11 protein-coding genes are annotated in these 13,387 nt (G+C 60.4%); 3 read left to right on the top strand and 8 right to left on the bottom strand.

The features are described from left to right. Nucleotides 1-691: 691 nt before the first annotated feature. From ACLEJR_RS04405 to amaB, 7 genes are all read right to left on the bottom strand, one after another. On the bottom strand, nucleotides 692-1,408 hold the full coding sequence (locus ACLEJR_RS04405; RefSeq protein WP_440796526.1) for an ABC transporter ATP-binding protein: 717 nt from the start codon (nucleotides 1,406-1,408) through the stop codon (nucleotides 692-694). Then, nucleotides 1,405-2,277, bottom strand: coding sequence for an ABC transporter ATP-binding protein (locus ACLEJR_RS04400; protein WP_440796525.1), 873 nt, complete (start codon nucleotides 2,275-2,277; stop codon nucleotides 1,405-1,407). The genes ACLEJR_RS04405 and ACLEJR_RS04400 overlap by 4 nt, the downstream gene beginning before the upstream one ends. Next, nucleotides 2,274-3,554, bottom strand: coding sequence for a high-affinity branched-chain amino acid ABC transporter permease LivM (gene livM, locus ACLEJR_RS04395; protein ID WP_440796524.1), 1,281 nt, complete (start codon nucleotides 3,552-3,554; stop codon nucleotides 2,274-2,276). The genes ACLEJR_RS04400 and livM overlap by 4 nt, the downstream gene beginning before the upstream one ends. 2 nt (nucleotides 3,555-3,556) lie before the next feature. After that, on the bottom strand, nucleotides 3,557-4,471 hold the full coding sequence (locus ACLEJR_RS04390) for an ABC transporter permease subunit (RefSeq protein ID WP_440796523.1): 915 nt from the start codon (nucleotides 4,469-4,471) through the stop codon (nucleotides 3,557-3,559). A 182-nt stretch (nucleotides 4,472-4,653) separates the two neighbouring features. Next, complete coding sequence (locus ACLEJR_RS04385; RefSeq protein WP_440796522.1) at nucleotides 4,654-5,790, bottom strand: ABC transporter substrate-binding protein; 1,137 nt, start codon at nucleotides 5,788-5,790, stop codon at nucleotides 4,654-4,656. 368 nt (nucleotides 5,791-6,158) lie between these two features. Then, nucleotides 6,159-7,442, bottom strand: a complete 1,284-nt coding sequence (amaA, locus tag ACLEJR_RS04380) for an L-pipecolate oxidase (protein WP_440812372.1) — start codon at nucleotides 7,440-7,442, stop codon at nucleotides 6,159-6,161. A gap of 92 nt (nucleotides 7,443-7,534) precedes the next feature. Further along, nucleotides 7,535-9,025 carry an L-piperidine-6-carboxylate dehydrogenase gene (gene amaB / locus ACLEJR_RS04375; protein WP_440812370.1) on the bottom strand — a complete coding sequence of 497 codons (1,491 nt, stop codon included), beginning with the start codon at nucleotides 9,023-9,025 and terminating at the stop codon, nucleotides 7,535-7,537. 175 nt (nucleotides 9,026-9,200) lie between these two features. On the opposite strand from amaB, the gene ACLEJR_RS04370 reads away from it, so the two are divergent. The 3 genes from ACLEJR_RS04370 (at nucleotide 9,201) to nadE (ending at nucleotide 12,418) form a co-directional block, all read left to right on the top strand. Next, complete coding sequence (locus ACLEJR_RS04370; protein WP_440796519.1) at nucleotides 9,201-10,109, top strand: LysR family transcriptional regulator; 909 nt, start codon at nucleotides 9,201-9,203, stop codon at nucleotides 10,107-10,109. 251 nt (nucleotides 10,110-10,360) lie between these two features. Continuing rightward, on the top strand, nucleotides 10,361-11,587 hold the full coding sequence (gene pncB / locus ACLEJR_RS04365; protein ID WP_440812367.1) for a nicotinate phosphoribosyltransferase: 1,227 nt from the start codon (nucleotides 10,361-10,363) through the stop codon (nucleotides 11,585-11,587). A gap of 3 nt (nucleotides 11,588-11,590) precedes the next feature. Next, nucleotides 11,591-12,418, top strand: a complete 828-nt coding sequence (nadE, locus tag ACLEJR_RS04360) for an ammonia-dependent NAD(+) synthetase (RefSeq protein ID WP_440796517.1) — start codon at nucleotides 11,591-11,593, stop codon at nucleotides 12,416-12,418. 236 nt (nucleotides 12,419-12,654) lie between these two features. Here nadE and azu read toward each other — a convergent pair whose 3' ends face one another. Next, nucleotides 12,655-13,101 carry an azurin gene (gene azu / locus ACLEJR_RS04355; protein ID WP_440812364.1) on the bottom strand — a complete coding sequence of 149 codons (447 nt, stop codon included), beginning with the start codon at nucleotides 13,099-13,101 and terminating at the stop codon, nucleotides 12,655-12,657. Nucleotides 13,102-13,387 lie beyond the last annotated feature (286 nt).

Raw genomic sequence — 13,387 nt, 5'->3', positions numbered from 1 at the left:
CTTACAGCCAGTTGCCCGCATCTTATCCACAGGCACGTCCACAATAATCGGGGGCAAGTGCAGACGCTGCAAGCCGCTGTGCATAAGGGTTTGCGAGGTATCTGGAAAATTTTTTCCCTTGACCCTGCAAGTCAGGTTGTGCAGACCCGGTTATCTGCTATAAGCCAAACGAGAAAGCGAGATGGCTCCAAGCCAGTAACTACGGCCCTCCGGGAGGTCTTTCCAGAGTTTAATCACAGAGTTATCCACAGGCCTGTCCACTCCCATAGTCCCTTGTTGCAAGGCTTATAAAATGGTTGACAATCCTCGTTGTCGCTTGGGCAAAAACGCCTGATCAAAAAACAACCACACCTCTACAAGCTACGTATTACAAGGCCTGCAACCAGATACACCCACGTTACCCACAGCCAGTTCCACAGCAAACGGGGACAAGTCAAAACGCCGACAAAACAACTATTTGCGGCGACTTTATGTCGCGGTTTGGCAAGGGTTCAGGATTGTTGTCCACAATTGCTGTTGGCGCATGAGACTGTGGGAGCGAGCCTGCTCGCGATAGCGGATCGTCAGCCGAAATTTCGGTGACTGAGCCAGCGCCATCGCGAGCAGGCTCGCTTCCACAGGGGGTCACCGGTGTTTGAGGAAGAAAAAAACCCGGCGATCACTCGCCGGGTTTCTTCATTGCAAGCCTGCGTCAATGCCCACCCAGATACGCGTTGCGCACCTCTTCGTTGGCCAGCAACTCCTTGCCGGTGCCGGTCAAACGGATTTCACCGTTGACCATCACGTAGGCCCGGTCCGACAACCTGAGGGCGTGGTTGGCGTTCTGCTCCACCAGGAAGATGGTCATCCCGGTAGACGCCAGTTCACGGAGGGTGGCGAAGATCTGTTTCACCACGATGGGCGCCAGCCCCAGGCTCGGTTCGTCGAGCAGCAACAACTTCGGCCGGCTCATCAACGCCCGGGCAATGGCAAGCATTTGCTGCTCGCCGCCGGACATGGTCATGGCGCGCTGGTTACGACGCTCCTTGAGCCTTGGGAACAGCTCGAACATGCGCTGCATATCCTCGCCGGCGTACTTGTCACCAATGGGAATGGTGCCCATCAGCAGGTTTTCCTCGACGGTCATGTCGGGAAACACACGCCGACCTTCAGGCGACTGGGCGATACCGTTGGAGGCAATGTAGTGGGAGGATTTATGGGTGATGTCGACGCCCTGGTAAATGATCTGCCCGCCCGCCGCACGCGGCTGGCCGAAGATCGACATCAGCAACGTGGACTTGCCGGCACCGTTGGAGCCGATCAGGCTCACGGTCTCGCCTTCGCCAATGTGCAGCGAGACTTTCTTCAGGGCCTGGATCGGCCCGTAGAACACGTCCAGTTCCTTGAGTTCGAGGATAGGCGTACTCATACCAGTTCCTCTTCATCGGCGCCCAGGTAGGCCGCGATCACCTTCGGATCGTTGCGAATCGCCTCGGGCCCGCCCTCGGCGATCACGTTGCCGTGGTCCAGCACCACGATGTGGTCGGAAATACTCATTACCATGCCCATGTCGTGTTCGATCAGCACCACGGTCAGATCATGCTCGTCGCGCAGCAGCCGGATCATCGCGCTCAGCGCTTCGGTTTCCTGAGGGTTCAGGCCTGCGGCCGGCTCGTCCAGGCAGATGATCTGTGGACGGGTGCACATGGCCCGGGCGATTTCCAGGCGCCGTTGCTGGCCGTAGGAAAGCTCCCCCGCCAGGCGGTTGGCGCAGTCCACCAGGTCCACCACTTCAAGCCAGTAGAAGGCATGGTCCAGCGCGTCGCTTTCAGCCTTGCGGTAGCCCTTGGTGTTGAGGATGCCGGCCACCAGGCTGCGGTTGACCCACATGTGCTGGGCCACCAAGAGGTTTTCCAGCACCGACATTTCCTTGAACAGGCGGATGTTCTGAAAGGTACGCGCCAGGCCGGCGCGGTTCACCAGGTGAGTACCGCCGAACATCTTGTAGTACAGCCGGCTGGCAAAGGATTTCGGCGATACGAAATCCGTCGGGCGAAACGCCTCGCCCAACAGCTGGATCACATTGGTCCGCTCACCACGCACGTTGAGCTCGATCTTCCCGCCGGTCGCCTTGTAGAACCCGGTCAGGCAGTTGAAGACCGTGGTCTTGCCCGCACCGTTGGGACCGATCAGGGCGAAGATCGAGTTGCGCTTGACCTGCAGGCTGACGTCACTGAGGGCCTTGATCCCACCGAACTGCATCATCAGGTTTTCAACGCTGAGTACGACTTCGCTCATGGCGCTACTCCTTTACGCGGCGTCACCCCGGTGCGACTGATCCGGATCAGGCCACGAGGTCGCCAGATCATCATCAGCACCATCAACACGCCGAACAACAGCACCCGGTATTCGGAGAAGCTGCGCAGCAGCTCCGGTGCCACGGTGAGCACGAATGCCGCGATCACCACGCCCACCGTCGAGCCCATGCCGCCCAGGACCACGATCGCCAGGATCAGCGCCGACTCGAAGAAGGTGAACGACGATGGGTTGACGAAGCCCTGGTAACTGGCGAAGAACACCCCGGCCAGGCCAGCGGTGGAGGCACCGATGGTGAACGCCGAGAGCTTGACCAGCACATGGTTCAGCCCCATGGAGCGGCACGCGATCTCGTCTTCACGCAGGGCTTCCCATGCACGCCCGACTGGCATGCGGGTCAGGCGATGCTTGATGTACAACACCAGCAGCACCACGATGAACAGCACGATATAGATGAACAGGAATTTCAGGTTGGGGTTGTAGTCGATGCCGAAGAACTCATGGAACGGCACCCCGCCATCCTTTGCCCTGCGACCGAATTCCAGACCGAAAAAGGTCGGCGATGGCACTGGCATGCCGTTCGGCCCGCCGGTGAAAGACAGCCAGTTGTTGAGCACTAGCCGGATGATTTCGCCAAATCCGAGGGTCACGATTGCGAGATAGTCACCGTGCATTCGCAGCACCGGGAAGCCGAGTATGCATCCCGCCATCGCGGCGGTAATGGCAGCCAATGGCAGCACCGTCCAGAACCCCAGTCCCAGGTATTGATAACCCAGCGCCAGACCGTAGGCACCGATGGCATAGAACGCCACGTACCCCAGGTCCAACAACCCCGCCAGGCCGACCACGATGTTCAGGCCCAGGCCCAGCAGCACGTAGATCAGCCCGAGAATAACCACGGTGAGCACGTATTTGTTGGCGAAGAACGGGAACACGATGGCGATCACGATCAGCGCCGGGATGATCCAGCGCAGGCGCGACTTGTAGTCCGGTGGAAGTACATGCACGCCGGAGCCGGTACTTTCGAAACCCTGGAGCACCTTGAGGCCCTTGGGCGTTTGCAGAAACAGGCTCAAGGCAAAGCGCCCGATCATCACGATCGCCACCAGCCAGCCGACGCGGGCCGGTTGCAGGTTGAAGCTGTAGCCGTCGAGCACCACGCCGACAATCGGCCCGAACACGATCAGCGAGATCAGCCCGGCCAGGATCGCATCGATGACGCTCTGTTTGATATCAAGCGGTTTATTGGCAGCAGACATACTTATACCTTCGCCACGAGTGGGCGACCCAACAGGCCTTGGGGACGGAAAATCAGAATCAGCACCAGCAGCGAGAAACTGAACACGTCTTTGTAGTCAGAGTTGATCAGACCGGAGAACAGCGACTCGGAGATCCCGAGGATGATCCCGCCCAGCATCGCCCCGGGCAGGGAACCGATGCCGCCGAGTACCGCCGCGGTGAACGCCTTGATGCCGATGATGAAGCCGGCATAGAAGTCGAACGTGCCGTAGTTCATGGTGATCAGCACACCGGCCAGGGCCGCCATGGCTGCACCGATGACGAACACGTAGGAAATCACCCGGTCGGTGTTGATCCCCAGGATGGAGGCCATCTTGCGGTCTTGCTGGGTGGCACGGCACATGCGCCCCAGCTTGGTGTACTTGATGATGTAGGTCAGCAGGGCCATGCCGGCGAATGCAGCGACCAGAATGAAGATCTTGGTGTAGGTCAGTTGGACGAAACCACTGCCGATGTCGACGCGCATGGCGCCTTCGAGCAGGGTCGGCACACCTTGCTGGCGGGCACCCTGGCTGATCTGTGCATAGTTCTGCAGGATCAGCGAGATGCCGATGGCGCTGATCAGCGGTGCCAGTCGGGTGGAGTTACGCAGGGGTTTGTAGGCGACGCGTTCGATGACCCAGCCATACACTCCGGTGACCACGACCGTGAACACCAGCGTGCCAAGGATCATCAGCGGGAAGGATTCGATACCGAAGTAAGCCAGCAGAGCCAGACTGATTGCCGCCAGGTAAGCGGAAATCATGTAAACCTCGCCGTGGGCGAAGTTGATCATGCCGATGATGCCGTAGACCATTGTGTAGCCGATGGCGATCAGACCATAGACCGACCCGAGGGTCAGGCCGTTGATCAGTTGCTGCAGGAAAATACCATCCATAACGCGATCTCACGCAGTAAGAGACGGCACAACCTCGATGCCATGAAGACGGGTCCGGGGCTGTGCGGCTCGTAGAGAAAAAACAGACGGGCCTGCCGGCGTTCGCCGGCGAGGGAAGGCTGAGCGCAGTCTCTGTGGCGAAGGAGTCGGCCTCCTCGCCACAGGCTGGTCATCCCTTCGAATTACTTCTGCTTTTCCAGCTGATGGTATTTGCCGTCCTTGTCCCACTGGTAAACCACGTAGTCGGAGACTTTCAAGTCACCCTTGGAATCCCACTCCTTCTTGCCCATCACGGTCTGGACCGGATTGGCCTTTAGCCATTTGGCCGCGTCCTCGCCTTTGTTGGACTTGGCGCCGTTGAAACCGGCCGCCAGTGCCTGGACCGAGGCATAGGCGTACAAGGTGTAACCTTCAGGCTCGACGCCCTGGGCACGGAAGGCATCGACCACAGCCTTGCTGTCCGGCAGCAGGCGTGGGTCGGCACCGAAGGTCATGTACACGCCATCGACGTATTGCGCGCCGCCGGCGGTGGTGACCAGTTCATCGGTGACGATGCCGTCATCGGACATGAACTTAACGTCCTTGAGGCCTTGTTCACGCAGTTGGCGCACCAGTGGGCCAGCTTCCGGATGCAGGCCACCGAAGTACACCACGTCGGCGCCGGCGGCACGGATCTTGGTGACCACGGCGCTGAAGTCTTTCTCGCCGCGGGTCAGGCCTTCATACAGCACCGCCTTCACGCCACGCTTCTCAAGCTGTGCCTTGGTGGCATCCGCCAGACCCTGGCCGTAGGTGTCCTTGTCGTGCAGCACAACGACCTTCTTGCCCTTGAGCACGTCGACGATGTAGTCGCCCGCCACGATGCCTTGCTGGTCGTCACGACCGCACATGCGGAACATCGCGCTCAGGCCGCGCTCGGTGACCTGTGGGTTGGTCGAGCCCGGCGTGATGGCGATGACGCCGGCTTCATCGTAGACCTCTGAAGCGGGAATGGTGTTGGACGAGCAGAAGTGCCCGACCACGCCGATGACTTTGTCCTGGTCAACCAGACGGTTGGCCACGGCCACGGCCTGCTTGGGTTCGCAGGCATCGTCGCCGGCGACCAGCACGATTTTCTCCCCGTTGACGCCACCTGCCTTGTTGATGACATCGGCTGCCGCCTGGGCACCCTTCATGTACTGCTCGCCAAATGCAGCGTTGGCACCGGTCATCGGCCCCGCTACACCCAATTTCACATCAGCTTGAGCAAACGCAGAAACACCCAGCGCAGTTGCCACTGCGAGGGCCAGGAAGCCTTTCTTGTAAAACGTCTGGGACATGAGGTGGTGCTCCAAGGTTTTTTTAGTTGGCACTGCGACTTCATTCACTGAAAAGCTCAGAGCAAGGGCCGTGCCATCGGTTTTTTATTCTTAAAAAAGTCGGTGCTTTATTGTTATTTCGACTGTTTCGGGCCCTTTTTCACAGGGCGTGCAACCGTCTAAACCGCACGAGGTGCAACCTTAAATTTAGCTGGGTAGAACCCTCCATGAGCCATCATTGCAACCGTGACAGGAAACTGCGTGCAACCACGCTGTAACAACCTGCGTCACCGAACTGCACACTGTCGGGGCGCGATTGCTACAACGCGCACCATAACAGGCTAGACGCTATGCTGGAAAAGGCCGCCTCCTGCAACACTTTTCAACACTCAAATGACGATGCGCAGGCACTGGCCCGCGTGGTACAGCGAGAAGCCCGCTTCGTACAGGCAGCTACGCAATCCGACCCTGGCCAGTGGCTGCATGGGCGCGAACGGGATCGGCAGCGCCGTGGCGTCGCCGTGGCACAGGTAATCGGCGAAAGCCTTGCCCACCACCGTACCGGTGGTCACGCCCCGTCCGTTATAACCGGTCACTGCCACCAGTCCGGGGGCTGGTTCGAACAAGCGCATCAAGTGATCAGGCGTGAAGGCGATACAGCCGGTCCAGGTGCATTCCCATTCCACCGACTTGAGGTAGGGAAAATAGTGCCGCTGGACCCGGTCGGCCCAGGCCTTGAGGAACCAGGTCGGCTTGCGGTTGCCATTGCCCAGGCTGCCCAGCAGCAACCGCCCGTCTTGGTCCCGGCGGATGCTGCTCAGCACCTGACGGGTGTCCCACGAGCCCTGCCCCCCCGGCAGAATGCGCCGGGCAGCCTCGTCGGTCAGCGGGACCGAGGCAACCTGGTAGTAATAGCCGGGGAAGAAGTTACGCCGCAGCTCGGTCCAATCACCCTCGGTATAGGCATTGGAGGCAATCACCACCTGCTCGGCCGACACCGAACCCCGGGCGGTCTGTACCGACCAGCGCGGGCCCTGGCGCTCCAGGCGCGTGACGGCGGAATGATCGAACAACTGGCCGCCAAGATCCTTGGCCGCCTTCGCCAACCCGCTGGTATAGGCCATGGGATTGAGAGTCCCGGCGCGGCGGTCGAGTAACGCGGCGGCGATCTGGCTCGTACCGGTGGCCTCGACACAGGCCTGCCCCGTCAACAGCTCCACCGGGGCGCCACGGCGCATCCATTGTTGTTCGCGACTGCGCAGGTCCGCCTCGCCTCGGGCGTTGTGCGCCATGTGCAAGGTGCCTTCGCGGCGCAGTTGGCAATCGATGTTGTATTTGTCGATGAGGCTGAACACCAGCGCCGGCGCCGCGCCCAGCATACGGTTGAGCTGACTGCCCACCTTTTCGCCGAACCCGGCCTCGATGTCATCCGGCGGGATCCACAGACCGGCGTTCACCAACCCGACGTTACGCCCCGACCCTCCCTGCCCGGCGCGATGCGCTTCCAGCACCGCGACACGCTTGCCTTGCTCCAGCAAATGCACCGCCGCCGACAACCCGGTGAAACCGGCGCCGATCACGCAGACATCCACCGTGACTTCACCGGTGAGCGGCGTGTTCTCAGGTCTTTGCGGCGTCAGTTTTTCCCACAGACATTCTTCGCGTAACGGCATTGCCAGCTCCTGGTCAGGAGCAGCTGCGAGCTTCAAGCCTCAAGCTGCAAGCAGGGATCGCTTGCAGCTTGGAGCTTGTGGCTTGAAGCTGCTTAATCAAAGGTAATCCCCTGCGCCAAAGGCAGTTCCAGCGAATAGTTCACGGTATTGGTCTGGCGACGCATGTAGCCGCGCCATGCATCGGAGCCGGATTCGCGACCGCCGCCGGTTTCCTTTTCGCCACCGAACGCACCGCCGATTTCCGCGCCGCTCGGGCCGATGTTGACGTTGGCGATACCGCAGTCGCTGCCCACCGCCGACATGAATTGCTCGGCCTCACGCACGTCAGTGGTGAAAACGCAGGAAGACAGGCCCTGGGGCACGGCATTGTTCAAGTGCAGTGCCTCGGCAAAGTCCTTGTAGCCGACCACATAGAGGATCGGGGCGAAGGTCTCGTGGCGCACAACGTCGCTCTGTTCCGGCATCTCGACGATGGCCGGCGACACGTAATAGGCGTTCGGGAACTGGTCTTCGAGCTGACGCTTGCCGCCGAACACCCGCCCGCCTTCGCTCAAGGCTTGCTCCAGTGCATCCTGCATGTTCTGGAAGCTTTGCTTGTCGATCAGCGGGCCCACCAGGTTACCTTCCAGCGGATGGCCGATGCGCACTTTCGAATAGGCGGCCTTGAGGCGGGTGACGATCTCTTCCTTGACCGACTCGTGGGCGATCAACCGACGCAGGGTGGTGCAGCGCTGGCCGGCAGTGCCGACGGCGCTGAACAGGATGGCACGTACGGCCATGTCCAGGTCGGCGCTGGGCGCCAGGATCATGGCGTTGTTGCCGCCCAGTTCCAGGATGCTGCGGGCGAAACGTGCCGCGACCTTCGGCGCCACCTCGCGGCCCATGCGAGTACTGCCGGTGGCGCTGATCAACGCCACGCGCGGATCGTCCACCAGGGCTTCGCCGGCATCGCGGCCGCCAATGATCACTTGGCTCAGGTACGGCGGGGCATCGCTGAAATTCTTCAGTACGCGCTCGAACAGGGCCTGGCACGCCAGGGCGGTCAGCGGCGTTTTTTCCGACGGTTTCCAGATCACCGAGTTGCCGCAGACCAGTGCCAGCGTAGTGTTCCAGGCCCACACCGCCACCGGGAAGTTGAAGGCACTGATCACGCCGACCACGCCCAGCGGATGCCAGGACTCACGCATGTGGTGGCCCGGACGCTCGGAAGCGATGGTCAGGCCGTACAACTGGCGGGACAGGCCGACGGCGAAGTCGCAGATGTCGATCATCTCCTGCACTTCACCCAAGCCTTCCTGGGTGATCTTGCCGGCTTCCCACGACACCAGCTCGCCGAGGTCGGCCTTGTATTCACGCAGCAGGTCGCCGAACTGACGCACCAGCTCGCCACGGCGCGGCGCCGGTACCTGGCGCCACAGATCGAAGGCGTGCTCGGCGCGGCTGACCTGCTGCTCGACTTCGGCGGCGCCTTCCCAGTTCACCGCACCAATGCGACTGCCATCGATAGGCGAATGCACCGGTTGTGTGCCGTTCTGGTACAGGGCTGGCGAGACGCCCAGACGATCAAGCAATGCAGCAACCATGGAAAATTTCCTCAAGCGAAAGACAAAGGATTGGCAGCCGGACGAAAACGGCTGATCAGACCTGTAGTTGTAGCCGTCCGCAGAGTTGCCAACAAACGACCTTTAAGCGAGATATCATTCCGTTTATTCATGCTGCCCCCAGAATAAGCAGAGCGACACGAAATAAGGCCTCATCATGCTCAATAAACGCTACTTGCCCTCGATCACGGCGCTGCAATGCTTTGAAGCGGTGACCCGCCACCTGAGTTTCACCCGTGCCGCCGAGGAGCTGAACCTGACCCAGAGCGCCGTCAGTAAGCAGGTGGCACAACTGGAGGAATTGCTCCAGCACTTGCTGTTCCGCCGCGTGCGCCGGCGCCTGCAGCTGACCCCGGCCGGGGATCTGTACCTGGGCGAAGTGCGAAAAATCCTCACGCAGGTGGAAATGTCCACGCATTACCTGCGTTCCTACGGCGGCGACACCGAAGTCCTGCGAGTCTCAACACCGCCGACCTTCGGCGCACGTTGGCTGGTGCCACGACTGAAAGGCTGGCGCCTGCGACACCCAAGCATCCATCTGGACCTGTGCAGCGAACAGGAGGCCGACGACCTGCTGCAAGGGCGCAGCGACCTGGCGTTCTATTTCGGCCAGGGTTCACGACCCGGCAGCGAGTCTCTCAAGCTCTTCGGCGAAGAATTGGTGCCGGTCTGCGCACCGGGCAGCCTGCCCGAGCAACCGTTCAGCGACCCGACGCAACTGGCGGACCTGGTACTGCTGCAAAACGCCTCGCGCCCCCAGGCCTGGCACGACTGGTTCGACAGCCAGGGCTACCACACCGAGCACAGCTACCATGGGCCGCGCTTCGAAACCTTCTACATGTGCATCCGCGCCGCCCAGGTCGGCTGTGGCGTGGCCTTGCTGCCGCGGTTCCTGGTGGAAGAAGAATTGGCCGACGGCAAACTGGTGATTCCCTGGCAACATGCGATGCCCAGCACCAGCGCCTATTACCTGGCCTATCCGGAGCATTCGGCGGAAGTGCCCAAGGTGAGGCTGTTTGTGGAGTGGATGCTGGAGCAGATCAACAATCCGGATCTGCCACGTTAATCACAGCCCACACAATCCCTGTGGCGAGGGAGCTTGCTCCCGCTGGGGTGCGAAGCGCCCCTCCAGCGACATCCTGGATACCCATTTTGCGGCTGCTTCGCAGCCGAGCGGGAGCAAGCTCCCTCGCCACAGAAGATGTGGTGACGATAAATCACTGGCAATATCCATCCCGGTTATGCGCCACTAGCCACTTCATCCATAACCGCTGTCCGACGCTGCCCAGCGCAGCGAACTGCCTGGAGATTCCCGCCATGAGCGAGAGTGTATTTGCCGATCGCATCGTGCAGAACCTGCTCGACACCGACTTCTACAAACTGACGATGATGCAGGCGGTGCTGCACAACTACCCCAACGTCGAAGTCGAATGGGAATTCCGTTGCCGCAACAGCGAAGACCTGCGCCCGTACTTGGCGGAGATCCGCTTCCAGATCGAGCGCCTGGCCGAATTGAGCCTGAGTGCCGATCAATTGAGTTTCCTGGAGCGCATCAGCTTCCTCAAGCCGGACTTCCTCCGCTTTCTGGGGCTGTTTCGCTTCAACCTGCGCTATGTCCACACCGGCATCGACAACGGTGAGTTGTTCATCCGCCTGCGCGGGCCATGGCTGCATGTCATCCTGTTCGAGGTCCCGCTGCTGGCCATCGTCAGTGAAGTGCGCAATCGCTATCGCTATCGCGAGGTCGTCCTGGAGCAGGCGCGGGAGCAGTTGTATCGCAAGTTCGACTGGCTGAGTGCCAACGCCGGCGCTGATGAATTGGCCGAACTGCAAGTCGCCGACTTCGGTACCCGGCGTCGGTTTTCCTACCGCGTCCAGGAAGAAGTGGTGAACGTGCTCAAGCATGACTTCCCGGGGCGCTTTGTCGGCACCAGTAACGTGCACTTGTCTCGCGAGCTGGACATGAAACCCCTGGGCACCATGGCCCATGAATGGATCATGGCCCACCAGCAACTGGGGCCGCGGCTGATCGACAGCCAGATCGCCGCCCTCGATTGCTGGGTGCGCGAATACCGTGGCCTGCTGGGCATCGCCCTGACCGACTGCATCACCATGGACGCCTTCCTGAGCGACTTCGATCTGTTTTTCGCCAAGCTGTTCGACGGCCTGCGCCATGACTCCGGCGACCCGGTGCTCTGGGCCGAAAAGGCCATCGCCCACTACCACAAGCTCGGCATCGACCCGATGAGCAAGACCCTGGTGTTCTCCGACAGTCTGACATTACCCAAATGCCTGGAGATTTTCCGCGCCTTGCGTGGTCGCATCAATGTCAGCTTCGGTATTGGCACCAACCTGACCTGCGACATCCCGGGCGTAGAGCCCATGAGCATCGTGCTTAAAATGATCAGTTGTGACGGGCAACCCGTGGCCAAGATTTCAGACGAGCCCGGCAAGACCCACTGCAAGGATCCGAATTTCGTCGCCTACATGCGACACGTTTTCCAAGTACCTGCCGCCCTTTCTGACACATCAAGCAAGGAGTGAATCATGCAAGCCGTACAGCGTGAGATTGCTGAACAGCTCAAGGTCCAGCCACCGTTCGCCGATGATGCAGCCCTGAAGGCCGAAATTGCTCGCCGGGTGAGCTTCATCCAGGACTGCCTGGTCAATTCCGGGCTCAAGACGCTCGTCCTGGGCATCAGCGGCGGGGTCGATTCATTGACCGCCGGCCTGCTGGCCCAGCGCGCCGCGCGCGAGTTGCGAGAGAAAACCGGTAACCCGGCCTACAAGTTCATCGCCGTGCGCCTGCCCTACGAAACCCAGTTCGATGAACACGAGGCCCAGGCCTGTGTGGACTTCATCGAGCCGGATGAGCGCCACACCGTGAACATCGGTCCGGCGGTCAAGGCGCTGGCCAAGGAAGTCCTGGCGTTCGAAGGCAAGGCGCCGGGCGCACGGGATTTCGTATTGGGCAATACCAAGGCGCGGATGCGCATGGTGGCGCAATACACCATCGCCGGCGCCGAGCAGGGCCTGGTGATCGGGACCGACCATGCGGCCGAAGCCGTGATGGGCTTTTTTACCAAGTTCGGGGACGGCGCCTGTGACCTGGCGCCCTTGAGTGGCCTGGTGAAGAACCAGGTACGCGCTATTGCCCGGGACTTTGGCGCTCCGGAATCGCTGGTGGAGAAAGTCCCCACCGCCGACCTCGAAGACCTGTCCCCCGGCAAGCCCGACGAAGCCGCCCACGGCGTGACCTATGGCGAGATCGATGCCTTCCTGCATGGACAGCCGATTCGAGAAGAAGCGGCCAGGATCATTTGCGACACCTACCGCAAGACCGAACACAAGCGGGTGATGCCGTACGCGCCGTAACGGTCAGATGCCTGTCCTGTGAGAGCGAGCCTGCTCGCGATGGCGGTGTGTCAGCCAGCTTCGGGCTTGACTGACCCGGCGCTATCGCGAGCAGGCTCGCTCCCACAAGGGATCGGCGGTGAACACAAGCTCTGTGAACGCCACAGCTTCCATGTGGGAACGAGCCTGCTCGCGAAGCAGTAGACCAGGCAAAACTGCATGACCTGAGACGCTGCCTTCGCGGGCAAGCCCAGCAATCACTTCAGGGTCACAGTGCCTTTCATCATCGAGATGTGGCCGGGGAACGAGCAGAAGAAACCATATTTTTCTGCCGCATCGAGCTTCGACACGTCGAAGGTGACCGAGTCTGTCTCCTTGGCACCAATGACCTTGGTGTGGGCGATCACACGAGCGTCGTCGTCTTTCAGGTAATTCTTATCGATCCCGGCATCCAGGCCATCGGTCGCAATCGGCTGCATGTCAGCCTCTTTGCTCAGCACCCAGTTATGGCCCATGACGTTTTTCGGCAGGCTGCCGGAGTGGGTCAATTCAACGGTGAAAGTCTTGCAGCTCTTGTCGATTTCGATGGCCTTGGTGCTGAAGGACATCTGGTCGGTCGAGTCGATGGTGGTCTTGCACTCCGCTGCCATCAGCTGGCTGCTGGCCAGGGTCAACAGGGATACCGCTACAAGTTTGGCAAACATCATGAATCTCCAAGGCATGGGTTAAAAATTCCTTCAAAGGGGAAGACTGCCCTAATTTCAGACAAGTTCCTATGACCTGAATCAAAAATTGTATACAACTTAAGGCTATCAGCCTGATGGACACAATCAACCGGCCAGGCGAACGACGGCCCTTTATGATCGGCTCCATCAACCCCTGGAGTACCGGTCATGAACCTCAACAGCCTGATATGCAGCTTGCTTGCCGCCTACGCCTGTGGCGCCAGTGGCACCTACGAAAAACCCCTGCGCGAGGACTGAGCCCTTT

The organism is Pseudomonas sp. SMN5 (assembly GCF_052041925.1).
Taxonomy (GTDB): domain Bacteria; phylum Pseudomonadota; class Gammaproteobacteria; order Pseudomonadales; family Pseudomonadaceae; genus Aquipseudomonas.
The sequence above is the reverse complement of the archived record's forward strand: the minus strand, read 5'-3'. Positions and strand labels throughout refer to the sequence as shown.

Bases quoted from the DNA above. Each gene is read 5' to 3' on its own strand.
- ACLEJR_RS04400 (WP_440796525.1), bottom strand. From the start codon at position 2,277: ATGAGCGAAGTCGTACTCAGCGTTGAAAACCTGATGATGCAGTTCGGT.
- ACLEJR_RS04385 (WP_440796522.1), bottom strand. From the start codon at position 5,790: ATGTCCCAGACGTTTTACAAGAAAGGCTTCCTGGCCCTCGCAGTGGCA.
- livM (WP_440796524.1), bottom strand. From the start codon at position 3,554: ATGTCTGCTGCCAATAAACCGCTTGATATCAAACAGAGCGTCATCGAT.
- ACLEJR_RS04390 (WP_440796523.1), bottom strand. From the start codon at position 4,471: ATGGATGGTATTTTCCTGCAGCAACTGATCAACGGCCTGACCCTCGGG.
- ACLEJR_RS04405 (WP_440796526.1), bottom strand. From the start codon at position 1,408: ATGAGTACGCCTATCCTCGAACTCAAGGAACTGGACGTGTTCTACGGG.
- ACLEJR_RS04370 (WP_440796519.1), top strand. From the start codon at position 9,201: ATGCTCAATAAACGCTACTTGCCCTCGATCACGGCGCTGCAATGCTTT.
- nadE (WP_440796517.1), top strand. From the start codon at position 11,591: ATGCAAGCCGTACAGCGTGAGATTGCTGAACAGCTCAAGGTCCAGCCA.
- pncB (WP_440812367.1), top strand. From the start codon at position 10,361: ATGAGCGAGAGTGTATTTGCCGATCGCATCGTGCAGAACCTGCTCGAC.
- amaB (WP_440812370.1), bottom strand. From the start codon at position 9,025: ATGGTTGCTGCATTGCTTGATCGTCTGGGCGTCTCGCCAGCCCTGTAC.
- amaA (WP_440812372.1), bottom strand. From the start codon at position 7,442: ATGCCGTTACGCGAAGAATGTCTGTGGGAAAAACTGACGCCGCAAAGA.
- azu (WP_440812364.1), bottom strand. From the start codon at position 13,101: ATGTTTGCCAAACTTGTAGCGGTATCCCTGTTGACCCTGGCCAGCAGC.